Here is a 24206-nt window from a genome sequence, read left to right on the forward strand (position 1 = left end):
ACCGCAGCCGTACGGGACGGACCCGTACACAGATCCGCCTGGCGTGAGCGACCGGGCCGGGGAGGGGTGTTCACGATGAACGAGACGATGGTGCACGTGGTGGGCAACGTGGCGACGCAGCCGGTGTACCGGGAGGCGGCCGCGGGCCCGTCGGCGCGCTTCCGGCTGGCGGTGACCTCCCGCTACTGGGACCGGGAGAAGAACGTTTGGGCGGACGGGCACACCAACTTCTTCACCGTGTGGGCCAACCGCCAGCTCGCCACCAACACGGCGGCCTCGCTGAACGTGGGGGACCCGGTCCTCGTGCAGGGCCGGCTGAAGGTGCGCACGGAGGCCCGCGACGGACAGCAGGGCAGGGTCTCCGCGGACGTCGACGCGGTGGCGATCGGCCACGACCTGGCTCGTGGTACCTCTGCCTTCCGGCGCGTGGGCAAACCGGAGGGGGCGGCGCCGCAACGGCCGGAACCGCACTGGGAGACCCCGGAGGGCGACTCCCCGGCCGCACCCGCCCAACAACCACCGGAACCCGCAACGGCGACATGACGTCAGCCGGTCTCCACGGCGCGGTCGAACGGCTCGTCAGCGCTGTGCACCGCGCTGGGCAAGTGCTGTGCAAGCACGGTGTGAGCGCCGCGCCCGTGGTGCCTCCGCGGTGCCTCACCGCTGCCTCAGTGATGCGTCAGCGCTGCCTCAGTGATGCGTCAGCGCTGCCTCAGTGGTGCGTCAGCGACGGAGAAGCCCCGAACAACCCGGGGGATTTGTCGATAAGCCCTGCTCGCGCCGGGCCTTGGCGATAACGATTCCGAGTCGGATCCGCCATCCGACGATCTGACCGGCGAGCCGGGTTGCGACTGATCCTTAGGATGCCGGGCGTAGCCCTCTGGGGCTCCTGATTTTGTCGGTGGGACCACTCACCCCCACGTCAACGGGTCCTGCTGGAAAGGGAATTCTGTGCTTGTTGCGTTCTCTCGGTTCCGTGGTACTTCCGCGCCGTGGGTGGGGGGGCGTGGGTGGCCCCGCCTCGCCGCCGCGACGTGGGTGACCGGACTCGTGGCCGCCGGCCTGCTCTCGGCCGCCGGGGTGGCTGCCGCCGACACGGAAGCGCAGGGCCAGAGCGGGGCGACCGCCACACTGGGTGGTCTGAAGACGTACGGAGATGCCGTCATCCACGGGGACGGCGGCGACCTGAAGGTGGCCGCGGGCCTGTTCGAGATGTCCGTCGACGGCGGCGGCATGCTGCAGACCTACTGCATCGACATGCACAACCCCACCCAGAAGGACGCCAGGTACCAGGAGACGTCCTGGAGCGGCACCTCGCTGGGCGCCAACAGGGACGCCGGCAAGATCCGTTGGATCCTGCAGAACTCCTACCCGCAGGTCAACGACCTCGCCGCGCTCGCCGAGCGGGCGGGCGTCAGCGGCCTCACCGAGCAGGACGCGGCGGCCGGCACGCAGGTGGCCATCTGGCGCTACTCGGACGGGGCGGACGTCGACGCGGTCGGCTCGCGGGCCGAGAAGCTCGCCGACTACCTGGAGAAGAACGCCCGGGACGTGGCGGAGCCCCAGGCATCGCTGACGCTGGACCCGCCTGCGGTCTCCGGGCACACCGGTGACCGGCTCGGACCGGTGACGGTGCACACCAACGCGCGTGGTGTCACTGTGATCCCCCCGGCGGACGCCGCCACCAGCGGGGTCCGGATCGTCGACGAGAAGGGCAGGACCGTCACGTCGGCGAAGGACGGCAGCCGGCTGTACGTCGACGTCCCCGAGGACACCGCGGCGGGCACCGGAGGCGGCGCGGCCACCCCCGCGCCGGGCGGCGCGGCCGGGACGGCCACCTTCACCGTCCAGGCGTCGACCACCGTGCCGGTCGGCCGTGCCTTCGTCTCCGAGAGCCGCAGCCAGACCCAGATCCTGGCCGGCTCCAGCGAGTCGACGGTCTCCGCGACCGCGAGCGCGGCCTGGGCGGAGAAGGGCCCCATTCCGGCGCTGTCGGCCCACAAGAACTGCGCCGAGGGAAGCCTGGACATCAGCGCGGCGAACACCGGTGACAAGCCCTTCACCTTCGAGCTGATGGGAGACGAGCACACGATCCCCGCGGGCACGTCGCGCACCGTGACCATCCCGCTCCAGGAGGACCAGGCATACGACTTCACGATCACCGGGCCGCACGGCTTCTCGCAGCGCTTCACCGGCGTACTCGACTGCCGGACCGAGGGCAGTGGGAGCGGTCCGTCGGCCCAGACCGTGGGCGAGCCCCGCCCCGCCACGGCGGGCGGCACCGCCGGCGGTACGACGAATCTGGCCGCGACCGGCGGTTCCAGCGCGACCCCGGTGATCACGAGCGTGGCCATCGGCCTGGTGGTGATCGGCGGCGCGGTCCTGGTGCTGCTCCGCAAGAAGGAAACACCGGCGTCCGAATGAGCAACGCCCCCGGTCTTCGTCGTCGGTGAACGGCGTCCGGCGAACGGATCGCTGTACGGATCGCCGCAAGGTTCGGCGAACGGATCCACACCGTGCAGTGCGGCTAGGGGAATTGCAGTGGAGCACGGCCACGGGAAGCGCAGCGTGCCGGTCGGAAGCCGAGCTTGCCCCGGTCCTGTGGGTGCTGGGGCCCTGTACGTGCTGGAGCAACGTGCTTCGGCGCGCGCAGGCTCCAGTTTCCGTCAGCCCGGCACCGCCGCCGTATCAGATGGCGAAACGGTCAAGCCCCCCACCTGCGGTCTCTCCGCCGGTAGGGGGTTTGAGCGGCTGGATCGCAGGCCGGCTCACTGTCCGCTGAGAGCGGGTCGGCTCACTGTCGGGCCGTGTTGGGGCAGGACAGGATCACGCCCAGGGCGGCAGTCCCCCGTCCTCGTTCGGATAGACCCACCAGCCGTTCTCGCAGACGCGGCCCTCGGGGTCCCTGTCGCCCTCCGCGTACTCCCCGGAGCCGGTCGTCTCACCGTGCGGGCCTCGGCCCCAGCTCGTGTAGTAGTAGCGGCAGCCTGTCTGGGCGGCTTGTGCCGCCGGTACGACGGACAGGGCCACTGCGGTCGTACAGACCGCAAGCAGCACCGCTCTCACCACTGTGCGCATGACGTCTCTCCTACGCCCGTGAGGCACGCTGGTCCGTGCCTCTGCGATCACCACGATGCCGGGCCTCACAGGGGGAACCCCCACGGTCACGGCCTAAACCGCTTGAAGGTGTCGGCTGTCGTACCCCTCCGCTGACGATCGCCGATCCCGACGCACCGGCGAGGCTCCCCGGGACCGATCCGAGGCCGACCCGAGGTCGACCCGAGGGCGCTCAGAGGCCGACCCGAGGCCGAGACCGCCCGAACGGCGAACGACGGCGCACGACGGCGACCGGACGGCGATCGACGGCGACTGGACGGCGCACGACGGCGACCGGACGGCGATCGACGGCGACTGGACGGCGATCGACGGCGACTGGACGGCGATCGACGGCGACCGGACGGCGACTGGATGGCGAACGACGGCGCCGGCGGGGGCCGGTTCCGACCGGCGCCGACCGACGCTGACGGACAAGCCACCGTCGTCAGTCATGAAAGCGCAGGTCAGAAGGGTCGGGCCAGACGGGTTTCCGCGCAGGGGTGGCGGTACGGCAAGATGGGATGTATCTGCCCACTGCCAGATTTCAAGCTGCCGGACGGTTTCTCTTGGCTGAGTTCATTTACACCATGCGCAAGGCGCGCAAGGCGCACGGCGACAAGGTGATCCTCGACGACGTCACCCAGAGCTTCCTGCCGGGTGCGAAGATCGGCGTCGTCGGCCCGAACGGTGCCGGTAAGTCGACCGTATTGAAGATCATGGCGGGGTTGGAGCAGCCGTCCAACGGCGACGCGTTCCTCTCGCCCGGCTACACCGTGGGCATCCTGCTCCAGGAGCCCCCGCTGGACGAGACGAAGACGGTCCTGGAGAACGTGCAGGACGGTGTCGCCGAGATCAAGGGCAAGCTCGACCGGTTCAACGAGATCGCCGAGCAGATGGCGACCGACTACTCGGACGCGCTGCTGGAGGAGATGGGCAAGCTCCAGGAGGAGCTGGACCACGCCAATGCCTGGGACCTCGACGCCCAGCTGGAGCAGGCCATGGACGCGCTGGGCTGCCCGCCCGGGGACTGGCCGGTCACCACCCTCTCCGGTGGCGAGAAGCGCCGCGTCGCGCTCTGCAAGCTCCTCCTGGAGGCCCCCGACCTGCTCCTCCTCGACGAGCCCACCAACCACCTCGACGCCGAGTCGGTGAACTGGCTGGAGCAGCACCTGGCCAAGTACGCGGGCACCATCGTGGCCGTCACCCACGACCGGTACTTCCTCGACAACGTGGCCGGCTGGATCTGCGAGGTCGACCGCGGCCGGCTGCACGGCTACGAGGGCAACTACTCCAAGTACCTGGAGACCAAGGCCGCCCGCCTCAAGGTCGAGGGCCAGAAGGACGCCAAGCGGCAGAAGCGCCTCAAGGAGGAGTTGGAGTGGGTGCGCTCCAACGCCAAGGGCCGTCAGGCCAAGTCGAAGGCGCGTCTGGCCCGCTACGAGGAGATGGCCGCCGAGGCCGACAAGATGCGGAAGCTGGACTTCGAGGAGATCCAGATCCCGCCGGGCCCCCGCCTGGGCAACGTGGTCGTCGAGGTCAGCAACCTCGGCAAGGGCTTCGATGAGAAGATCCTCATCGACGACCTCTCCTTCACCCTCCCGCGCAACGGCATCGTCGGCGTCATCGGCCCCAACGGCGCCGGCAAGACCACCCTGTTCAAGATGATCCAGGGACTGGAGAAGCCGGACTCCGGTGACATCAAGGTCGGCGACACCGTCAAGATCTCGTACGTCGACCAGGGCCGCGCCAACATCGACCCGAAGAAGACGCTCTGGGAGGTCGTGTCCGACGGGCTCGACTACATCAACGTCGGGCAGGTCGAGATGCCGTCCCGCGCCTACGTCTCCGCGTTCGGCTTCAAGGGCCCGGACCAGCAGAAGCCGGCCGGGGTCCTCTCCGGCGGCGAGCGCAACCGGCTCAACCTGGCGCTGACCCTCAAGCAGGGCGGCAACCTGCTGCTCCTCGACGAGCCGACCAACGACCTCGACGTCGAGACGCTCTCCAGCCTGGAGAACGCCCTGCTGGAGTTCCCGGGCTGCGCCGTGGTCGTCTCCCACGACCGGTGGTTCCTGGACCGGGTCGCCACGCACATCCTCGCCTACGAGGGTGAGTCGAGGTGGTTCTGGTTCGAGGGCAACTTCGAGTCGTACGAGAAGAACAAGATCGAGCGGCTCGGTGCGGACGCCGCGCGTCCGCACCGTGCCACCTACAAGAAGCTGACCCGGGGCTGATCTTGCGCCACATCTACCGCTGCCCGTTGCGCTGGGCGGACATGGACGCGTACGGCCACGTCAACAACGTGGTCTTCCTCCGCTACCTGGAAGAAGCCCGTATCGACTTCCTGTTCCGCCCGGACAAGGATTTCCGGCAGGGGTCCGTGGTGGCGCGCCACGAGATCGACTACAAGCGGCAACTCGTCCACCGGCACGAACCGGTGGACATCGAGCTGTGGATCACGGAGGTCAGGGCGGCGTCCTTCACCCTCGCCTACGAGGTGAAGGACGGCGACCGGATCTACGTCCGTGCCTCGACCGTGGTCGTGCCGTACGACTTCGAGACACAGCGTCCGCGCCGGATCACCGCCGAGGAGCGGGAGTTCCTGCGCGAGTACATGGACGACGGCGGCCCGGGGGACGAGGGCGGGACCCGGGACAGGGACGAGGAGGAGGCCGTCGCCGTATGACGGTGCTCCACTTGGCGGACGACGGGGAGGCGGCGGATCTCGCGGCCTTCCTGGCCCGGCTGCTCCACTACGACCGCGGCGCCGCGGTGCGGTTGCAGGCGGTGGGAACGGCCCTCGCGGTGTTCGGCCGGCCGCCGTCCTTCGAGGTGCTGGCGGTCCGTACGGTGCGGCTGGCCAAGCCGTACGAGGACGGGCTGGAGGTCGTCCTCGACGTGACCGTGTCCGCCGGTGAACTGCTGGAGTCCGTGGACGAGTCGGCGGCCACCGCCGTCGTCCCGGACGCGGTGACCGGACCGCCGTGGACGGGTGTGCTGCCGCCGCGCGGCGGCTGGCGCCCGGAGCCCGGCCTGCCGGCGCCGGACGCACTGCGCGCGCTGGTCGCGGGGGCCGTCGCCGAATTCCGTTCCCGTACCCGGGAACTGGCGCCGGAGCGCCGTACCCGGACCGAACTCGACCGGATCGGCCGGGACATCTGGTCCCGGCTGGTCGGCGGGACCAGCCTCCCCGTACGGGCCGTGCACGCGGCGCAGTCCCTCGGCTTCCTGCGGCGCCGGGACGCCGTGGAGGCGGGCCTGTTCTCGTCCGGGGCCTGGCTGCGGCTGCGCACGCCGTACGGGTCGGTGGCGGTGCGGCGGGCGGGGCTCGGCGCGCTGGACGTCAGCGTGCGCTGAGCCGGCCGGACCTCAGCCGACTTGGTCGGGACCTCAGCCGACTTGGTCGGGACCCAAGCCGACATGGCTGGGACCCAAGCCGACCTCGCCGGACCTCAGCCGACCTGGCCGGGACCTCAGCCGACTCGGCCGGGACCCAAGCCGACCTCGCCGGACCCTCTGCCGACTCGGCCGGGACCCCAGTCGGCCCGGCAGGGGCCTCAGTGGTCCTGGCTGTCGTCCGGCCACACGCCGATGTGGTCCGGTTCCAGCTCCAGGGCGACCCGGTCGCGCATGCCCAGGGCCTCCGTGTACTCGGCGGGCAGTTGCAGGCGTCCGGCCCGGTCCAGCATGGCGTACTCGCGGGCCACCACCGTCTCGTGGCCGGTGGCCGCGTCGATCTCACTGCGGCGCAGGACCTCCGTGGAGGTGCGGCCGTCCCGGATGGCGACCGTGCGGCGGACCTCGTCGGCCACCGCCTGGTCGTGGGTGACGATGACGATGGTGGTGCCGAGGCGTTCGTTCGCGGTGCGGAACGCCTCGAAGACCTGCGCCGCGGTGTGGGAGTCGAGTTCGCCGGTGGGCTCGTCGGCGAGCAGGACCGCGGGTGAGTTGGCGAGGGCCACCGCGATGGCGACGCGCTGCTGCTGGCCGCCGGACATCTGCTGCGGCCGACGGTCGCGGCAGTCGGCGACCTCCAGCAACTCCAGCAGTTCCAGGGCGCGTTCGGCGCGGACCCGACGGCGCGAGCGGGTGCCGGACAGGCCCAGCGGGAGAGCGACGTTCTGCGCGGCGGTCAGATAGGGCAGCAGATTGCGGGAGGTCTGCTGCCAGACGAAACCGACGACCTCACGGCGGTAGGCGAGACGGTCCTTGGCGGTCATCGTGAGCAGGTCACGGCCGGCGACCCTGGCCGCCCCCGCGGTCGGGGCGTCCAGACCGGCGAGGATGTTCATCAGCGTGGACTTGCCGCTGCCGGAGGCGCCGACCAGCGCCATCAGCTCTCCCTCACGGACCAGGAGGTCCAGGCCCTGCAACGCCTGGACCTCGACGCCGTCCGCGGAGAAGATCCGGACCAGACGGTCGCAGGTGATCAGGGCGTCATGGCCGTAGGCCGGGCGGTTGCGGGCCTCGCTGACCCGGTTCGCCAGCTCGCCGAGGGTGGGGTTGGTGGTCATGTTGGTGGTCATCGGTCCTCCCGCACGGTTGACAGGCCGGTATGACTCATCGCGCATCCCCTGCCCGGAGTTCTCGCACCGACCCCCGCCGGCCGGTCCACCACGCCTGCACACCGGCCACCCCGACCGCCGTCACCAGCACGGCGACCGCCGGGACCGCCAGCGACAGCGGGTCCGTGTGCAGCCCGGCCCCGCCGCCCGGCGCCGCGGCCGAGGGGAGGGCGACGGCGGTCAGATCGATGCCGGGGGACAGGAGCCGGATCGCCGCCCAGCCGGTCAGCGTGCCGCCGGCCGCGGCGAGGAGGGCCTGGGGCAGCGATTCGAGGACGAGGAGACGGCGGGCCTGGGACCGGGTCAGGCCCATGGTGCGCAGGCGCGCGAGGAGCGCGGCGCGTTCGGGTGCGGCGCGCAACAGGGCAAGGAGCAGGGCGAGTACGGCGTATCCGGCGCCGGCCGCCACCGCCGCCGTGTAGACGTGCTCGGCACCCGACTGGAGGGGCGAGTCGGCGTACCGGGCGCGTTCCTGGGCGCGGACGCGCACGCCCGCCGACGGACCGGCCACCCGGCTCAGCGCCGCCGCGTCGACGTGGTCGCCGGTCACCAGCAGGGCCGTCGGCCGGGCCGCCTCCGCGGTGAGCCCCGCGCGGTCCACGACGAGGAAGGATTCGCTGGTCAGGGCCGGAGTACGGTCCCGTACGACGGTGATCCGGACGGTGACCGTGCTGCCGTCCGCCAACTGGACCGGGAAGGGCCGCCGAGTGCCGTACGCCTGCGCCACGGACGGCGAGGCCAGGGCGGGCAGCGGGCCGCCGGACGCGGGCCGCCGCACCTGCCCGGCCTCGAAGGCGCCGAGACCCGTGCGGGCCGCCAACGCGCCGTACCCGGCGGGGTCCACGCCCAGCAGCGGCACCGGGGTCTGCTCCGCCCGCGGTTTCGCGTCGTAGCCGATGCTCAGCGCGGTGACCGAACGCACCCCGGGCAGGTCCAGGACCCGGCCGGCGAGGCCGGACGGCAGCGGGCCCTCGGTGTCCACGCGGGCGTCCGCGCCGATGGACCGCAGGGCGGCCTGGTCGCGGGCCTCGGCCACCCCCGCCAGCACGGAGCCGCCGAACGCCGCCGTGGTGAGCGCGGTCAGCAGCGCCAGCAGGGGCAGCACGGCCGAGACCGAGGTACGGCCCGCGCGGGCCAGGGACAGGAAGCCCACCGCGCCGCGCAGCAGCCCGGCCGGCCGGGCCAGCCGGCGCAGCAGGAACGGGAGGATCCGGACCAGCACCAGCGCCGCGATCACACCGATCAGCACCGGTGCCACCGACACCAGCTGATCGCCCGAGGGCCCGTCCGCGGACGGGCTCGACGTGCCCCGTCTGCGCAGGGACTCCACCGCTGCCGCGGCCAGGACGAGCAGGGTCAGCTCGGCGACCGTACGCCGCCGGGAGGGACGTGCCGTCACCACGTCCGTGCGCGGACCGGTGACGCGTACGGACCGGTGGGCGAGTGCGGCCCGCACCGGGAGCGCGGCGCAGGCGCAGGCGGTGACCGCGAGAGCGGCGGCGACGGCGTACCGGGTGCGGCCCTCGGGGACCACGAGGAGCGCCAGGGCGAGGCCGAGCGCACCCGCCGGTACGGCGACCGTCGCCGTCTCGGCGCACAGCCGCCCGGCGAGACCGGCCAGGGAGGCGCCGCGCGCCCGCAGCAGGGCGGCCTCGGTCCGGCGCCGGTCCGCGGCCAGCGCCCCCGCCATGAGGAGGACGACGGCGGCGACCGTCGCGGTGCCGAGGACGGCTACGGCGACCAGTGGCGCGATGCCCGCGCGCAGCTGGGAGAAGGAGAGCAGGACGTCGTCGAGGCCGGTGCTGGTCTCCGTGCCGGGGTCGGTCAGGGCGCGGGCCTGCTGGAGGCCGGGGCCGGACTCCAGGGCGGCGACGGCGGACCGCAGCCGGTCGAGGTCGCTCGCGTGGAGGTCGCGCCGGTCGGGGGCCAGGTACCAGTAGCGCACCGGGTCCCCGTTGGTGGCCAGGAGGGCGGGGGCGGCCTCGGGGGCCAGCAGCAGGGCGCCGAGCCAGTACCTCTCGCGGTCGGGGCCCGGGTTGGGCACGGTGACCAGGTCGGGGGTGCGCAGCAGGGTCCGGGTCGACCAGTAGGCGTCCGCGGGCGCGCGCGGGGTGAGGATGCCGGTGACCCGGACCGCGAGCGGACCCCGGGCCACCGCGGGGACGTGGATGACCGAACCCACCTCGATGTGCAGGCTCTCGGCCGTCTCGGCGGTGACGGCGGCCTCCACCTCGGGGGTCGTCCCGTCCACGGCGGCGGAGCTGCGCGGCAGCCGGCCCTCGCGCACCGCCGCGTGGTCGGCGACGCCGCTCTGCGCGACCAGGACCAGCTGGGCGGGCAGGCCGCTCGGCCGCGGTATCCACGGGTCGGGCACTTCGAGGCTCTTGGCGAAGGCCACGCCGTACGACGACTGCGCGGGGTCGACGGCCAGCGGCCGGGGGACGGTGGCTAGCAGCTTGTCCCGCTGACCGCGCAGCGCGTCGGGCAGCAGGGCCGCGGCCTGGTCCGCCGGGGCCCGACCGAGGTCGGTCTGCGGCGCGGTGATCTGCACGGTGGTGCGGTCGGGGCGGGCCTGCCGGACGGCGTGCAGCAGGCCCGCGTCCTCGTACCGGTCGACCGCGCGGGGGAGCGCGGCGGCCAGGCACGCGGTCAGGGCGACCAGCAGCGCGAGCGCGAGCGCGGCGAACGGCGCGGTCTGCAACCGGGTACGCACCCAGGGGGCGACCACGGACGGGCCACCCCGCCGGGACGCGGTGTCCGATCGGGACGCGGTGTCCGGCCGGGACGAGGTGTCCGATCGGGACGTGGCGTCCGGCGCGTGCCCAGGGACGGGTTTCCGCCCAGGGCGGGGGCGGGTCGCGTGTTCGGCGTGTTCGGCGTGCCCAGCATCGCCCTCCTGCCCGGAATCCGTCCCCGTCCCCGGCTCCGGCTGTCGTACCGGATCCATCTGCCGTCCCGGTCCCGTTCCCGGTGCCGGCTCCGTCCCCCGGTCGGAATGCGTCCGCCGGTCGGAATGCGTCCCCCGGTCGGAATCCGTCCGCCGTCGCGAATCCGACGCGTCCGAGCCCGGTTCCCTTTCGGAGTTCATCTCTTCGGAGTTCAACTCACTCGCCCCCCTGGTCCCGCAGCGAGGTCGCCGGGTCCGTGCGGCGCAGGGCCAGTGCCGCCGTGACGAGCAGCGGCAGCGCGGCGACCGCGGCCAGCAGCGCCGCCACCCGTTCCGGCGGCAGTTCGACCAGCAGGGCCGGTACCGGCCGGGTGGCCTCGGCGGTCAGCACGATCAGCGGCAGGACGGCCCGGGTCAGTACGGTGCCCAGGGCGACGCCCACCACCAGGGCCAGGGCCACCAGGACGGCCTGCTCGGCCGCGATCGTCCGGGCCAGCTGCCGGCGCGGAGCGCCCAGCGCGCGCAGCACCGCGAACTCGGCGCCCCGCTCCCGCAGGGAACCGGCGGCGCTCACCGCGAAGCCGACCGCGGCGAGCGCCGCCGCCACCACGGCCGCCGCCGCGAACGCGGCCTCCGGTCCCGCGCCGAACGGATCGTCGCGCAGCTCGGCGGCGATCTCGTCGCGCACCACGACCTGCCCCGGATCGACGTCCGGCAGCGCACGCACCGCGGCGGCCACCGAGGCCGCGTCGCCCGGCGCGGTCCGCAGCCACCACTCGGTGGGCGTGACGCTCTCGCCGTACCGCTCCTGCAACGCCCGGTTCACGGACTGCAGATCGACCAGGAGCGCACCGCCGTCCTGCTCGCCGGGGCCGGCCGGGTCGGCGGTGGTGGGCAGCGCCCGCACGGCCCGTACGATCCGCACCGGCAGGCTCTGGCCGCCGAACGTCACCTCCACCCGCTGTCCAGCCGCCGCCCCCGCCGACGTCAGGAACCGGTCGGTGGCGAGGGCGGTGACCTCGGGGGCCGCGGGCTGCGCCACCTGGATCCGGATGGTGGCGGTGGCGATCGTCCAGATGTCCTTGTCGGGGGTGTAGCCGGTGCCGTAGTCGACGGTCAGCGGTGTGGTGGAGGTCACCCGCGGCCGGGCCGGGACGGCCGCACCGCTGGTGGCGGCGGTCCCCCCGGTGCTCACCGCGGCCCCCCAGCCGGCCGGCAGGGACACCTGCCGGGACCGCCCGTCGGTGCCGACGGCGGTCAGTCCGGAGACGGTGAGGTGGTGCCGCTCGGCGTGTTCGGCGGGCTGGACCAGGTCGAGCTGGAGCCCGGTGAGCGTGATCGGGCCGGGGACCGCGGGGAGGGCGGCGGCCAGGGTGTGCGGGCGTCCGTCGGCGGGCAACTGGCCGAACGGGACCGGGTACGGGACGCCGTACTGGTCGACGAGGGTGCCCGTCACGTCCATCGTGATGCCGGAGCCCGCGGAGCTGCGGACGGTGGCGCGCAGGCGCAGCCCGGTGGTGTCCGCGGGTATCCGGGCGCCGGCGGCGGAGCCCCCGGGACCCAGCCCGGACAGCAGCGGGCGGACCGGCTCGGCGGCGAGGTCCCCGCGCATCAGCGCCGTGTCCGCCGCCCGCGCCGCGTCCAGGGCCAGCACGGTCGCCGTCCGGTTCCCGGACAGCGGCTGCTCGGTGCGTACGGCCGGGGCGGCCTCCTGGACGTGCGGGAGGCGCGCGTAGGTCTCGGTGCGGCCGAGCGCGCCGTCCCCGGCACCGAGGACGCGCACCGGCGCCCCGGCCCGGAAGTCGGCCTGGTCGTCCTGCGAACGGTTCCAGGAGGCGCCCTGCCCGATCGCCAGCATGCCCAGCGCGATGGCGAGGACCAGCAGCAGCACCGGGCCGGCGCCGCGCGTCGGCCGGCGGCTGAACTGCCAGCCCGCCAGCGCCGTCGGCAGTCCGCGCCCGGCCACCGCGCGGCGCTCCGCGAGCCGCGCCACCGGTGGCAGCAGCCGCAGCGTCAGCACCGTACCGGCCAGCAGCGCCAGCGCGGGCGCCGCGACCAGCAGCGGATCGATGCCGAGGCCGCCGGAGGTGTCGGTGCCGACCGCGCCGGAGGTGTGCCGGCTCAACTGCCAGTACGCCACCCCGGCGACCGCGAGCAGCCCGATGTCCGCACCGGCGCGTACCGGGCCGGGCAGCGTTGTGCGGCGGGTCGTGGCCGGGCCCCGCCCGGGGGACTGCGCGCCGGTCCGGGGGCCGTCGCCGCCGTCCGTCAGCGCGGGCACGGTCACCGCGAGCGCGCAGCCCAGTGCCACGCCCGCCGCCACCACCCACACGTCGGCACTGCCGCCGGCCGGTACGTCCAGGTGCAGCCCGATCCTGGCCAGCGCGCCCTGCCCGGCGAGCAGCCGGGTGAGCGGGCCGGCCAGCAGCGGCGCACCGACCGCCGCGGGCAGCGCGAGCAGCAGGGCCTCCGCGGCGGCGAGGCCCGCGAGCCGGGCGCGGGAGCCGCCGCGCGCCCGCAGCAGCCGGGTCTCGCCCGCGCGTTCCGTGCTCAGCAGCCGGGCCACGAGCAGCAGTGCGTAACCGGCGAGCAGCACCAGCTGGAGGGCGACGATCAGCAGGGTGGACCGGGAGACGAGCAGTGAGCGGTCGATACGGTCGAGGGTGGCGGGCAGCGAGGTGCCGGCGACCGTCACCCCGGTCAGCCCGTCCGGACCGCGCAGCGCCGCGCTGCCGCCGCGGGCCGCCGTGCGCAGCGCGTCGGTCCGGTCCGTCGTCAGCGTGGTGAAGTCGGCCGTGGCCAGCCAGGCGGACGGCCCGGCGCTCACCGTGCGGCCGGCGAGGACGGAGGGGTCGGCGAGCAGCGGTCCGTACGTCGTGAAGCCGACCTTCTTGACACCGCGGCCGAGCAGGTCGTCCAGCTGCCAGTAGGGCGCCGTGGCCGTGACGGGCTGGTAGATCCCGGTGACGCGGACGTGCGCCGCCGGGCCGCCGAGCCGGTCGGTGAGGGTGAGCCGGTCGCCCGCGTGCAGATCGAGGAGCCGGGCCGCGGTGCGGGGCAGGGCCACCTCGGTCTCGGCGGCGGACCGCCGCGGGAGCCGTCCGGAGACCAGGCGGACCTGCGTGCGGTCCAGCGCCGCGACATAGGTGAGGTCCGGGTCGCCGGAGCGGTCGGCCGGGGGTTGCAGGGACCGGGGCAGGGCGTACGGGCCCGAGCGGACCAGGGCCCGTACCGTGACCGGCAGCCCGTCGAAGGTCCTGCGGGCCGTCTGCCGTACGGTCGCGTCGGCGGCCGTCCGCTGCCGCGCCGGGACGTCGGCCTTGACGACCAGCGCGCTGTCGGCCGCGTTGCGGGGGTCGTTCAGGGAGTGGCGCAGGGCGGCGTCGCCGATCGCGCCGGAGTAGGCGGTGAGAGTCGCCAGCACCGCCGTGGTGAGCAGCACGGTGAGCAGCGCGGCGGCGAGCAGCAGGCGGTGTGCCCGCGCGCGCAGAACGACGAACCCCGTCACCGGCCCCCGCCCCCCGTGTTGTCCGGATGTGATGAACTCCGGCGATGCTGTCAGAGGGTTCCGGCCGGGGTAAGCGTTTGTGAACGCGGCTTGACCGGATTGTGATCGGATTCTGGCGCCAGGTGACCGGAATCCGTGCGTCTCCCCGTCCCCCCGGTCTCCCCGTCCCCCCGGTCTCCCCGTCCCCCCGGTCTCCCCGTCCCCCGGTCTCCCCGTCTCCCGGGGTGATCAGCCCGGGGCGTTCACCATCGACGCCGCCGCGTACGTCAGGTACTTCCACAGCGTCCGCTCGTGCTCCTCGGAGAGCCCCAGCTCGTCGACGGCCGTCCGCATGTGCTTGAGCCAGGCGTCGTGCGCCGCCCGGTCCACGGTGAAGGGGACGTGCCGCATCCGCAGCCGGGGATGGCCGCGGTGCTGGCTGTAGGTGGTCGGGCCGCCCCAGTACTGGATGAGGAACAGGGTCAGCCGCTCCTCGGCGGGGCCCAGGTCCTCCTCCGGGTACATCGGCCGCAGGAGCGGGTCCTCGGCGACTCCCTCGTAGAAACGGTGCACCAGCCGGCGGAAGGTCTCCTCCCCGCCGACCTGCTCGTAGAAGGTCTGCTCCTGAAGCGTGCCGCGCCGAATCTCTGTCACGCCCTCCATGCTCTCAGACCCCGCGACCCAGGACTTCGGACCTAGGACCCGCCGTCCGGAACCGGCCGCCAGGCAACGCCTCCCGCCCCGGAACTTGCCGCCGGGCCTCGCCTCCCGCCGTCCGGCGCCGCACAGTGGACGTATGGGCGTGCACGCACCGGGGCGGGGCGACCGGGACCTCGCCGAGCAGGCCGGCTCGGCGCTGGCGGCCCTGGTGCGCGAGATCGACGCCTGCGGGGTCTGGGCCGACGAGCCGGTGTGGCGGGAGGCGTTCACGGCGGTGCCCCGGCACCTGTTCGTGCCGTACTACTTCGTCGCCGTCCGGGGCGGCTACGAGCGCCGCTGGGGCGGGAGCCCGGACCCGCGGGCCCGCGAGCGCTGGCTGTACGGCGTCTACGAGGACGTACCCCTGGCCACCCGGGTACGCGGCGGGCAGCTGATCTCCTCCAGCAGCCAGCCCTCGCTGATGGCGGCGATGCTCGTCGCCCTGCGGGTGGCGGACGGCCACCGGGTGCTGGAGATCGGGGCGGGCACCGGGTACAACGCGGGGCTGCTCGCCCACCGGCTCGGCGACGACGACCTGGTCACCACCATCGACCTGGAACCGGAGATCACCGAGTCGGCCCGGCGGCAACTGGCCGCCGCCGGACACCACCCGGTCGTGGTCACCGGCGACGGAGCGTGCGGCGTGCCCGGCCGCGCCCCCTTCGACCGGATCATCGCGACCTGCGCACTGCCCTCGGTCCCGCGTGCCTGGCTCGCCCAGTGCCGCCCCGGCGGGCGGATCCTGACGCCCTTCGCGGACGGTCTGATCGCGTTGACGGTGGGCGACGCCCTGCACGCCGAGGGCCGCTTCCTGGCCACACCCGCCTACTTCGTGCCGCTGCGCGGCGCGGGCCGGCCCGCGCCGGAACCGGTGCCGCTGAGCGGGGTCCCGCACCGCGACCGCGACAACGAACTCTTCCGGTTCCTGCTGACGCTGGGCCGCGGCAGCCTCGATCCGCAGGAGTCCTTCGCGATGTGGCGGCGCGAGGGCATGCCGGGTCGCGAGCGCTACGGGATCACGGTCAGCGGCGACCGTGCGTGGGCGTGGCTGGACGACCCGGAGGGGCCCTATGTGTGGCCCCTGCCGGGCTGACCGTCAGCCGCGCCGGATCGTGATGGTCGTCCACGCCCCCACGTGCACCCGGTCGCCTTCCTGGAGCGGCACCGGCACGAAGGGCTGGATCGGGTCCTCGGAGCCGTTGACCGTGGTCCCGTTCGTCGAGTTCTGGTCGACGACCGCCCAACTGCCGTCCGGCTGCTGGACCAGGACCGCGTGCTGGTGCGAGACGCCCGGGTCCTCCGGCGGCACCGACAGGTCGATGTCGGGGGTGTCGCCGGTGGAGTGCCGGCGGCGGCCGATGGTGACCTGGTTGCCGGTGAGGGCGCGCTGCTGCTCGGGCGAGTACGCGGGCAGGTTCAGGCCCGTGGCCTCGGGGCCCGAGCGCTGCATCATCGCCAGGAAGTAGTCGCGGTCCGGGCCGATGGTCGCCGTCCAGGTCGTCGGCTGCTGCGGTGCCTGCGGGAAGCCGGGCGCGGGCGGTGCCTGCGGGAAGCCGGGCGCGGGTGGTGCCTGCGGGGAACCGGTCTGCGGATAGCCGTAGCCGACACCCGGGCCGGGGGCGCCCGCCCCGGGCGGGGCCGGGTGTCCGGGTGGGGCGGTGGACGACGGCGGTGAGATCACCCAGTCGTCGCCACCGCCGACCGGCGGGCGTCCGGTCTCCTGCGGGAAGGCGGGCGGCGCGGGCTGCGCGAAGCCCTGCGGCGGGCCGGCCGCGGGGCCGCCGGGACCGGTGGGCGGGACCGGGCCGGGCGGCGGGCCGGCCGGCCGCGAGGGGTCGGCCGGGAAGGCGGGGCCGGACGCGGGCGGTCCGGGCGGGCCGCCGAAGCCCGCGGGGCCACCGGGACCCGGGCCGGGACCACCGGGGCCCTGACCTGGGCCGAAGCCCGCCGGGCCGCCGGCACCGGGGCCGCCGGGACCCGGGGCGCCGCGCTCGGCACCGAACGGCGTCGGCCCCGACGGCTCGCCCCCGAACGGCGGGCCCGGCGGAATCGGTTCGGCGGGCCGGTTCATCTGGGACGGGCGGGAGCCCTGGTACTCGTAGGAGTCGCCGGCGCCGAAGGACTGGCCGGGCGGCTGGAAGCGGGGCGGCGGCGCGGGCGGGCGCGGGGCGGCCGGGGTGTACGAGGTGGCCGTGTTGGTGAGGAAGTTCCACCGGCACTCCTCGCAGAACGGCGCTCCGCCCTCGCGTGGCGTGCGGCACTGCGGGCACAGCTCCGGCTCCGCGTCCGGTACGGCGGCGAGGTGCGGGCGCCCCGGAGCGCCCGGCGGGAACCCGTACCCGCCGACTGTCGGCGGCGGAGGGGGCGGAGGTACGGCACCGGCCATGCGGTGACCGCAGACCTCGCACCAGTCGTCGGAACCCGACTGGTGTCCGTTCGGGCAGGTCGGCATGTCGGTGCGTCCCCCTCTCTCCAGGGTTCTCGTGAACTCCTGCTACGTCACTTCTTTACACGAACAGTCTTTGTGGACCGGGTTTCGAGGGTCATCTCGTCGGCCTCCTCGACCCTCGCCTTCAGTCGCACAGTACCTGTCGCCGCGTCGACCACGTCCACCACCTTCGCAAGCAGTTTCGCAGTATCCGCGTTCCCGGAAGCGCCCGCGAGCTGAACGGCCCGGCCCAGTTTCGCCGTTGCACCATCCATATCGCCCGCTTTGCGGAGATCGAGACCCTGTTGGATGACTTGTGCAAGTTCTGCTTGACCGGTGTAGTGCGCGACCTGCGGGTTGATCGAGGTCGACGCGGCCATGTCGTCCGTCCACACCGCCCGCACCAGACCCTGGGCACCCAAGCTCTGCGCGCCGCCCGCGGGTTGCGGGATGACCAACGAGATCCGGGCGGCCAGCATCTCCTGGCCGATGGCCGCTGCCGGGACCTCGACGCAGAGGTGGTAGTCCCGGGACTCGTCGCCCCAGGAGCCGGTGGGGTAGTCCCCGGCGCGCGGGCCCGCCTCGGTGCGGCGGTCGGTCAACTCCTCGACCGTCGGGGCGACTTGCTTGACGAACCGGATGGTCGTGCCCACCGGTGTCCACACCCGGAGGGCGACGTCCGCGACCTCCTTGCCCATCGCCGTCTCCATCATCCGCGTGAAGTCGGCGGCCAGCCCTGCCGGATCGGCGACGATGTCCGCGCTGCCGAGCAGTGCCGAGGCGACCGCTGTGACTTCTTTCACTTCCCAGTCGGTGCCCACGCCCCGCGCGTCACAGGTGAAACGTCCGGCGCAGGATTCGAGGGCGGCCTCCAGGTCCTGCGGCGCCTCGTGCTCGTTGCGGCCGTCCGTGAGCAGGATGCCGTGCCGGATGGCGACGTCCGCCGAGGACAGCAGCCGGTCGGCGAGCCGCAGCCAGGTGCCGATGGCCGTCCCGCCGCCCGCGCTCAGCTTGCGCAGCGCCTGCTTGGCCCGGTCGCGGGTGGTGGCGTCGGCGACGGCGAGCCGGCCGTCGCCCGGGTAGACCTCCTTGGCGACATGGGTGCCGCCGATCACCGCGAAGTGCACTCCGTCGCGCAGGGCGTCGATCGCGGCCGCCGTGGCGTCGCGCGCGTTGCGCATCTTGGTCGGCGGGTAGTCCATCGAGCCCGAGCAGTCGACCATCAGGGCCACCGCGGCGGACGGCCCCTGTCCGGGCGAGTACAGGTGCGGCGCCGAGACCGCGCTGCCGACGGTGCCACCGCCGGTCGCCGTCACCGTGACGATCGCGTTGACCTCGCGGCCGTCCTTGGGCAGGTACTCGTTCTGGTACACGTCCACAGAGAACTGCGGCACGTTGGACTTCGAGAAGTTGGCCATGCCTACTCTGCTCCCCCTGTTTCCCCCTGTGATCCCACGGGCATCGTGGGCGGCGGCTCAAGTGCTGCGGACCGTCCCCGTGGTCCGCCGGGGCCTCCCCGCGCCGTGCGGCCCCTCAGGCCGATCCTGCCCCCTGGGGCGGGGCCGGGAACGGCAGGACGGCCACTGTTACGTTGTCGTGGCCCCCTCCGTCCAACGCGTGGCCGACCAGGACGCGGGCGGTGTGCAGGGGGCGCACGGCGGCGTCCGGGGGCATGGCCTCGGACATCTCCTCCGCCGTCTCCGCGTAGTTCCACAGGCCGTCCGTGCACACCACGACCACGCCGGGCCGGTCCGGTTTGAACGCGGCGGTGTGCGGCTCCAGCTCGTAGGCGTCCGCACCGAGCCAGCCGGTGATCGCGTGGGCGCGCTCGTCGGCGTACGCCTCCGCCTCGCTCATCAGGCCCGCCGCGACCATCTGCGCGGCCCACGAGTCGTCCTCGGTGAGCCGGGCGGGCGGGGCGGTGCGGTCCACCGGCACCCAGTAGACGCGGCTGTCGCCGACCCAGCCGACGACCAGCAGCCCGGAGGTGACCACGGCGCCGACGATGGTGCAGGCCGGGGCGTTCTGGTGCGGGGTGTGCTCACGGGCGCTCACCGGCTCGTCCGCCAGCGCGTTGACGGCGTGCGAGGCGGCGACGATCGCGTCGTGCATCGCCTGCTGCGGATGCGTGCCGCGCGGCAGGGCGGTCAGCAGCGTCTCACCGGCCGCCTGCGAGGCGGCGAGCGAGGCTTCGTCGGGCCGGGTGGCCGAGGACACGCCGTCGCAGACGATCGCGACCACCGTGGGCGTGCCGTCGGGCAGCGCGGTGTGGCCGACGGAGAAGGCGTCCTCGTTGCGGTGGTGGCGCAGCCCGCGGTCGCTGACCGCGGCGACCGGGCCCGACTCCCGCTCCATGTGATCGCGCTCGCGCGGCTGGGCGTGCCCGCAGTTCTCGCAGTAGCCGTCGTCGTCGACCCGGCCCGCCCGGCAGGCCACGCAGACCTGTGCGCCCGCCGCGGGCGCGACGGATCCGGCGGGCGCGACGGGGCCCGCGGATTCGGCGGACTCGGCGGCCACCCGCGGATCGGGCGCCTGGAGCGGATACTCCTCGGGCTCCCGCGGCCGGTCGAGCCGCACGCCCGGCGTCGGGCGTGCGTCGGCCGGTGCCGCTGCCAGTGGCGGCAGCGGGGAACCGCCCGAGTCGGTGCCCGGAAGGTCCGTCGGCAGATGCGCGGCCGCGGGTGTGCCGGAGCCGTCCGCCCCGGGGGCGAGGGGCCAGGGCACGCCCTCGCCCGCGGCGGTCCGACCCGAGCCGCTCATGGTGAGCGTCGGATGGTCCTGCGGCGGGGCGGGCACCGCCGAAAGGTCGTAGCCGCACGCACCGCAGAAACGGTCGGTCGGCTCATACGGCTCCGCGCAGCTCGGGCACTTCGACGGTGCGGCCTGCTGGGGCATCTGCGACATCAACTACACCCACGTCCGGGGGCGGTAACGGTTGGCCCGTTCCACCAGGTCGATCCTCTCCTCGCCGCCGGGCGCGAGCCGGGCCAGCGTGCGGTACGAGCGCTCCAGACCGAGGCGGAGGCCCCGCTCGTCCAGGCCGCTGCCGAGCAGCACCCGGCCGCCGACGGCGGACCGGGCGGAACCCTGGCCCCCGGAGAGTATCCAGTCCAGCGCACAGCCGAGTACCTCCGCCGACAACTGCTCGCGGCGCGCCGGGTCGAGACCGTAGGCGTCCAGAGCCTCCACCTGGCCCGCCGCGGCGGTCAGGTCCTCCTCCAAGGCTACGTCCCCGGAGCCCGCCGCGCGGTGCCGCAGCCGGGCCCGGACGGCCGCCACGCGCGCCGCCGTGTAGTGGATGGACGACTCCGGCACCGACTCCAGCGTGCGCACCGCGCCGCTGCGGTTCGCGGCCGCGAGCTGGACGCGGGCCAGGCCGAACGCGGCGCTCACACAGCTCGGATCGGTCGACCACACCAGGCGGTAGTACTCGGCGGCGTTGTCCAACTGGCCGAGCACCTCCGCGCACAGGCCGAGCGCCAGCTTCGGCGCGGTCTCGCCCGGGAAGGCGTCGTACACCGCGTCGAAGGCCAGCGCGCCGCCCTCGAAGTCGCCGGTGACCAGCGCGGCCATGCCGCGGTACCACACCACTCGCCAGTCGTCGGGCCGTTCGTCCGTCAGCTCGGCCAGCGTCGCCAGTGCCGCCGTGCGGTCGCCGTTCTCCAGCAGGGCGCGGAGCTGTCGCAGCCGGGTCTCCACGCTCTGCTGCGGCGCCGCGGCCAGCGCGCTGATCAGCTCGCCCGGCGCGGAGGCCAGCAGACCGGCCAGGAACCCGGCGTTGGGGTCGCCCGGGTCGACGTGCGGCACGGGCAGGGCCAGGGCGGCGGCGGGGGTGGCGACGGGGCGGACGATGCCGGGGGTGCCGTCGGGTCCGGTGTCGCCGGTGTCGCCGCCGGTGGGGACGATGCCGGAAGTGACACCTGTGCCCGCTGTGACGACAGAGGCGGACACGCCCGAAGCGACACCGGCGCCGAGAGCCGCCGGAGCCTCCGGGGCGGCCAGGAGGCTGCCCGGGGCGGTCGGGAGGGTGCCCGGGGCGGCCGGGAGGGGCGTCGCCGCCGTCCTGCCCGCGGTCCTGCGGCCCCGCCACCCGGTCGGCATCGCCCGCGCGCCCAGCCGCGACACGTCCCCGGTCAGCTTCGGGAACAACTCCGTGTCCGTGACCTTCGGTTCGGGTCCGAACAACGTCGACAGCGCGGGCCGCGCCCGGCCCGTCTGCAAGGACACCACCTCGCGCAGCACACCCATCAGCTGCTCGGCCATCTCCTGGGCGGAGGCGAACCGGCGGGCCGGGTCCGGGTCGGTGGCGCGCACCAGCAGCCGGTAGAAGGACTCGTACCGCCGGAAGACGTCGATGTGGTCGGGATCGGGCAGGGAGTCCGCGAAGACGTTCGTGTAGCCCTGGAAGTCGAAGGTCAGAACGGCCAGCGTGCGGCCGACCGTGTACAGGTCGGAGGCGACCGAGGGGCCCGCCTCGGCGACCTCCGGCGCCTGGTAGCCGACCGTGCCGTAGATGGCCGACTCGTCGTCGTCCATCCGGCGCACCGCGCCCATGTCGATCAGCTTGAGCTGGTCCTCGGTCTGTATCGCGTTGTCGACCTTGAAGTCGCAGTACAGCAGGTTGCGGCTGTGCAGATGGCCGAGCGCCTCCAGGGCCTCGATGCCGTAGGCGCACGCCTGCTCCACCGGCAGCGGATCCCGTCTGCCCTCCGGCGTGCGGCGCGCGTTGGCGATCTCCTTCAGCGACTTGCCGCCGACGTACTCCATGACGATGTAGCCGTCGAGGGAGCCGGTGCGCTGGTCGAGGTGTTCCACGAAGTTGTAGATCCGCACGATGTTGGCGTGCTCGATCTCCGCGAGGAAGCGCCGCTCGGAGATCGCCGCCTCCATCGCGTCCTGGTCGCCCGTGTCGAGCAGGCCCTTGAGGACCACCCAGCGGTCGGAGACCGCGCGGTCCACCGCCAGATAGACCCAGCCCAGACCGCCGTGCGCCAGACAGCCCACGACCTCGTACTGGCCGTGCACCACGTCGCCCGTGCCCAGCTTGGGCACGAACGAGTACGGGTGCCCGCACTTGGTGCAGAAGCCCTCCGTGCGGCCCGGCCGCCCGCCGCGCGCCCGGCCCACCGGCGCCGCGCAGTCCGCCCGCGAACAGAACCGCTTGCGCTCGGGCACCTCGGGGTTCTCCAGCACCATCGCGCGCGGATCGGGCCGCGGCACCTGCTCCACCGTGACCAGCCCGGCCCCCAGCCGGCCGCGCCCCGACGGCCCGGCGCCGGATCCGGAACTGCGCACCGACACCGCACGGCCGGCCGTCCGGCCCGACAGGGCGCGCGAGAGCCGTCCCGACACCGAGCGCCGCGACTTCGACGACTGCGACGACGTACGCGTACTGCGCCCGCCGGAACCGGACGAGCCGGATGAGCCGGATGAGCCGGACGAAGCGGCGTGGCCCACGGTGGCCGGGTCACGGTGCTCGCGGGTGATTCCGGTGGGGGGCGAGCCGACCGTCCCCGTCGCCGAGACGACCGGCGCCAGACCGCAGGTGTCGCAGTACAGCTCGCCGTCGCCCACGTCCTCGTAGGTGCCCTCGCAGGACGGTCGCTGACATGTGTGCCCCGGCTGACTCATGGTCGGCCACTCCCCCCTCGGTCCTGCGGACCGCCCTGCTCCGGCACCCGCGGCACGGCGAGTTGTTCGGCGGCGGCCCGTTGGTAGCGCAGCACCGCGTCCTCGGCGACGCGCAGGTCGCAGGGCGCACTCCACAGCATGCGGCGCGCCGCGTCGTACCGCTCGACCAGCAGCGGATCCTCGGCCAGCCCGTGCCGGGCGACCTTCGCCTTGTACGCGTCGAGCCGGCCGCGCAGCTCCGCGCGGACCGCCAGCGGCGCGGTCACCGCGGTGAGCGAGTCGCGGGCGCGCAGCAGTTCGTCCTCCGCCTTCTGCTCCAGCGATTCGAGCAGCGGGGACAGCCGGTGCCACTGGGCCTGCCTGCGGTACTCGGCGGCCGTCACCAGTTGCTCCTGGAGCGCGGTCGGCGGTCCGCTGACCACCGGCACCTCCGACGCGGCGATCTTCGCGAGGACCTCACCGCGCGCGGTGCGGGCCTCGGCGAGCGTACGGTCCGCGCGGGAGAGCACGTCCCGCAGCTTGATCAGCCGTGCCTCGGCGTCCTGGCGCACCGTCAGCACGGCGTCGATCTCGCGGCGCACGTCCTCCAGGGCGCGCGCCTCCCGGTCGTAGACCGTGGTGTCCGGCCGGCCGCCGCCCGGCGCCGAACTGCCCGTCGCCGCAACCCAGTAGGCCAGTGGGTCGGAGACGACCTCCTCGCGCAGCCGGGTCAGCGTCCGGGTGATGCGCTCCAGGTCGTCGCCCGCCGGGTGCTCGCCCGGACGCACGCCGACCGAGTGCGCCAGCTTGCGGGTGCGCTGGAGCTCCGCGGACAGCAGGTCGATGCGGGCGGGCAGCGCCGACCAGACGGCGTCCGCGGCGACGACCATGTCCAGTGAGGACGCGTACAGCTCGTTCATCCGGTCCACGAGACCGGCCAGGGTGAAGCTCTGGCTGAGCCGGCCGGGGTCCGTCAGGGCCGGCACGTGCGCCGCCGCCGTGGCGCTGCCCGCCATCGTGACGGCCTCGCCGCGCAGCAGTCCGGTCAGCTCCACCAGGTCGTCGCGGCTGGACCAGCGCCGCCGGGCGCGGATCTCCCGGGCGGTGCGCAGGGTGGCCGCGTACGCGTCGAAGTAGGCCCACAACAGCGTGATCGACGCCTCCGCGGCCGTCCAGCGGTCCCTGGTCGTGCCGGTCAGTTCGGCGCCTTCGAGGAGTCTGCGGCCCGCGTGGTCCTGGAGGGCGAGCAGCGAGGTCTCGATCGCCTCGTGCTCAGCGGCGAGCCGTGCCAGCGCACGGTCCACCTCGTCCCGGTCCAGTACCGGCCCGGCGGGGTCCGCGACGCCCATCGATCACCTCTCGCTGCTGTGTGGTCCTGATCTCTGTTCGGGAGTGTTCGGTCGAAGGTCTGCCCAAAGATCGCCCGGCCGATGCTCG

At 74.0% G+C, this 24206-nt stretch carries 17 protein-coding genes; 7 read left to right on the forward strand and 10 right to left on the reverse strand.

The genetic code is table 11. From position 1 onward, the window contains the following. Positions 1–75 precede the first annotated feature (75 nt). Positions 76–543, forward strand: a complete 468-nt coding sequence (locus ACFC09_RS10885; protein WP_376525776.1) for a single-stranded DNA-binding protein — start codon at positions 76–78, stop codon at positions 541–543. A 453-nt stretch (positions 544–996) separates the two neighbouring features. Continuing rightward, a complete protein-coding gene (locus ACFC09_RS10890) occupies positions 997–2424 on the forward strand; it encodes a Cys-Gln thioester bond-forming surface protein (RefSeq protein ID WP_376525778.1) in 1428 nt (475 codons plus the stop codon). A gap of 402 nt (positions 2425–2826) precedes the next feature. On the opposite strand, the gene ACFC09_RS10895 is transcribed toward ACFC09_RS10890, so the two are convergent. Continuing rightward, positions 2827–3078: a hypothetical protein gene (locus ACFC09_RS10895; protein ID WP_376525780.1), complete on the reverse strand. Its 252-nt coding sequence runs from the start codon at positions 3076–3078 to the stop codon at positions 2827–2829. A gap of 35 nt (positions 3079–3113) precedes the next feature. Here ACFC09_RS10895 and ACFC09_RS10900 point away from each other — a divergent pair, with 35 nt between their 5' ends. The 4 genes from ACFC09_RS10900 (at position 3114) to ACFC09_RS10915 (ending at position 6450) form a co-directional block, all read left to right on the forward strand. Then, positions 3114–3524, forward strand: a complete 411-nt coding sequence (locus ACFC09_RS10900; protein WP_376525782.1) for a hypothetical protein — start codon at positions 3114–3116, stop codon at positions 3522–3524. Between the two features lie 138 nt (positions 3525–3662). Beyond that, the gene (gene ettA / locus ACFC09_RS10905) at positions 3663–5327 is read left to right on the forward strand and encodes an energy-dependent translational throttle protein EttA (RefSeq protein ID WP_376525783.1); all 1665 of its coding nucleotides are present in this window, start codon (positions 3663–3665) and stop codon (positions 5325–5327) included. Positions 5328–5329: 2 nt separating this feature from the next. Then, a complete protein-coding gene (locus tag ACFC09_RS10910) occupies positions 5330–5779 on the forward strand; it encodes an acyl-CoA thioesterase (protein ID WP_376525784.1) in 450 nt (149 codons plus the stop codon). Then, positions 5776–6450, forward strand: a complete 675-nt coding sequence (locus ACFC09_RS10915; RefSeq protein ID WP_376525786.1) for a hypothetical protein — start codon at positions 5776–5778, stop codon at positions 6448–6450. Before ACFC09_RS10910 ends, ACFC09_RS10915 begins: the two co-directional genes overlap by 4 nt. Positions 6451–6650: 200 nt before the next feature. On the opposite strand, the gene ACFC09_RS10920 is transcribed toward ACFC09_RS10915, so the two are convergent. The 4 genes from ACFC09_RS10920 to ACFC09_RS10935 form a co-directional block, all read right to left on the reverse strand. Then, positions 6651–7607, reverse strand: a complete 957-nt coding sequence (locus ACFC09_RS10920; protein WP_376525971.1) for an ABC transporter ATP-binding protein — start codon at positions 7605–7607, stop codon at positions 6651–6653. A gap of 46 nt (positions 7608–7653) precedes the next feature. Continuing rightward, positions 7654–10386 (reverse strand): FtsX-like permease family protein, encoded by a 2733-nt coding sequence (locus tag ACFC09_RS10925; RefSeq protein ID WP_376525788.1) that lies wholly within the window; start codon positions 10384–10386, stop codon positions 7654–7656. Positions 10387–10762: 376 nt separating this feature from the next. After that, positions 10763–14053 (reverse strand): FtsX-like permease family protein, encoded by a 3291-nt coding sequence (locus ACFC09_RS10930; RefSeq protein WP_376525790.1) that lies wholly within the window; start codon positions 14051–14053, stop codon positions 10763–10765. Positions 14054–14281: 228 nt separating this feature from the next. Further along, positions 14282–14695, reverse strand: coding sequence for a globin (locus tag ACFC09_RS10935; RefSeq protein WP_376525792.1), 414 nt, complete (start codon positions 14693–14695; stop codon positions 14282–14284). A gap of 133 nt (positions 14696–14828) precedes the next feature. On the opposite strand from ACFC09_RS10935, the gene ACFC09_RS10940 reads away from it, so the two are divergent. After that, positions 14829–15824 (forward strand): methyltransferase domain-containing protein, encoded by a 996-nt coding sequence (locus tag ACFC09_RS10940; RefSeq protein ID WP_376525793.1) that lies wholly within the window; start codon positions 14829–14831, stop codon positions 15822–15824. A gap of 3 nt (positions 15825–15827) precedes the next feature. Here the strand turns inward: ACFC09_RS10940 and ACFC09_RS10945 are convergent, their stop codons facing one another. The 5 genes from ACFC09_RS10945 to ACFC09_RS10965 form a co-directional block, all read right to left on the reverse strand. Next, the gene (locus ACFC09_RS10945; RefSeq protein WP_376525795.1) at positions 15828–17183 is read right to left on the reverse strand and encodes an FHA domain-containing protein; all 1356 of its coding nucleotides are present in this window, start codon (positions 17181–17183) and stop codon (positions 15828–15830) included. A gap of 47 nt (positions 17184–17230) precedes the next feature. Continuing rightward, complete coding sequence (locus tag ACFC09_RS10950; protein WP_376525797.1) at positions 17231–18577, reverse strand: VWA domain-containing protein; 1347 nt, start codon at positions 18575–18577, stop codon at positions 17231–17233. A gap of 115 nt (positions 18578–18692) precedes the next feature. Beyond that, on the reverse strand, positions 18693–20066 hold the full coding sequence (locus ACFC09_RS10955; RefSeq protein ID WP_376525799.1) for a PP2C family serine/threonine-protein phosphatase: 1374 nt from the start codon (positions 20064–20066) through the stop codon (positions 18693–18695). After that, entirely contained in the window at positions 20067–22790 is a 2724-nt protein-coding gene (locus ACFC09_RS10960; protein WP_376525801.1) for a tetratricopeptide repeat protein, read from the reverse strand. It abuts the gene before it with no gap. After that, the gene (locus ACFC09_RS10965; RefSeq protein ID WP_376525803.1) at positions 22787–24118 is read right to left on the reverse strand and encodes a hypothetical protein; all 1332 of its coding nucleotides are present in this window, start codon (positions 24116–24118) and stop codon (positions 22787–22789) included. The genes ACFC09_RS10960 and ACFC09_RS10965 overlap by 4 nt, the downstream gene beginning before the upstream one ends. Between the last annotated feature and the right edge of the window lie 88 nt (positions 24119–24206).

It is taken from the genome of Streptomyces sp. NPDC056161, assembly GCF_042268025.1.
Classification (GTDB): Bacteria; Actinomycetota; Actinomycetes; order Streptomycetales; family Streptomycetaceae; genus Streptomyces.

Bases quoted from the DNA above. Each gene is read 5' to 3' on its own strand.
- ACFC09_RS10965 (WP_376525803.1), bottom strand. From the start codon at position 24,118: ATGGGCGTCGCGGACCCCGCCGGGCCGGTACTGGACCGGGACGAGGTG.
- ACFC09_RS10915 (WP_376525786.1), top strand. From the start codon at position 5,776: ATGACGGTGCTCCACTTGGCGGACGACGGGGAGGCGGCGGATCTCGCG.
- ACFC09_RS10950 (WP_376525797.1), bottom strand. From the start codon at position 18,577: ATGGCCAACTTCTCGAAGTCCAACGTGCCGCAGTTCTCTGTGGACGTG.
- ACFC09_RS10920 (WP_376525971.1), bottom strand. From the start codon at position 7,607: ATGACCACCAACCCCACCCTCGGCGAGCTGGCGAACCGGGTCAGCGAG.
- ACFC09_RS10945 (WP_376525795.1), bottom strand. From the start codon at position 17,183: ATGCCGACCTGCCCGAACGGACACCAGTCGGGTTCCGACGACTGGTGC.
- ACFC09_RS10940 (WP_376525793.1), top strand. From the start codon at position 14,829: ATGGGCGTGCACGCACCGGGGCGGGGCGACCGGGACCTCGCCGAGCAG.
- ACFC09_RS10960 (WP_376525801.1), bottom strand. From the start codon at position 22,790: ATGAGTCAGCCGGGGCACACATGTCAGCGACCGTCCTGCGAGGGCACC.
- ACFC09_RS10935 (WP_376525792.1), bottom strand. From the start codon at position 14,695: ATGGAGGGCGTGACAGAGATTCGGCGCGGCACGCTTCAGGAGCAGACC.
- ACFC09_RS10895 (WP_376525780.1), bottom strand. From the start codon at position 3,078: ATGCGCACAGTGGTGAGAGCGGTGCTGCTTGCGGTCTGTACGACCGCA.
- ACFC09_RS10885 (WP_376525776.1), top strand. From the start codon at position 76: ATGAACGAGACGATGGTGCACGTGGTGGGCAACGTGGCGACGCAGCCG.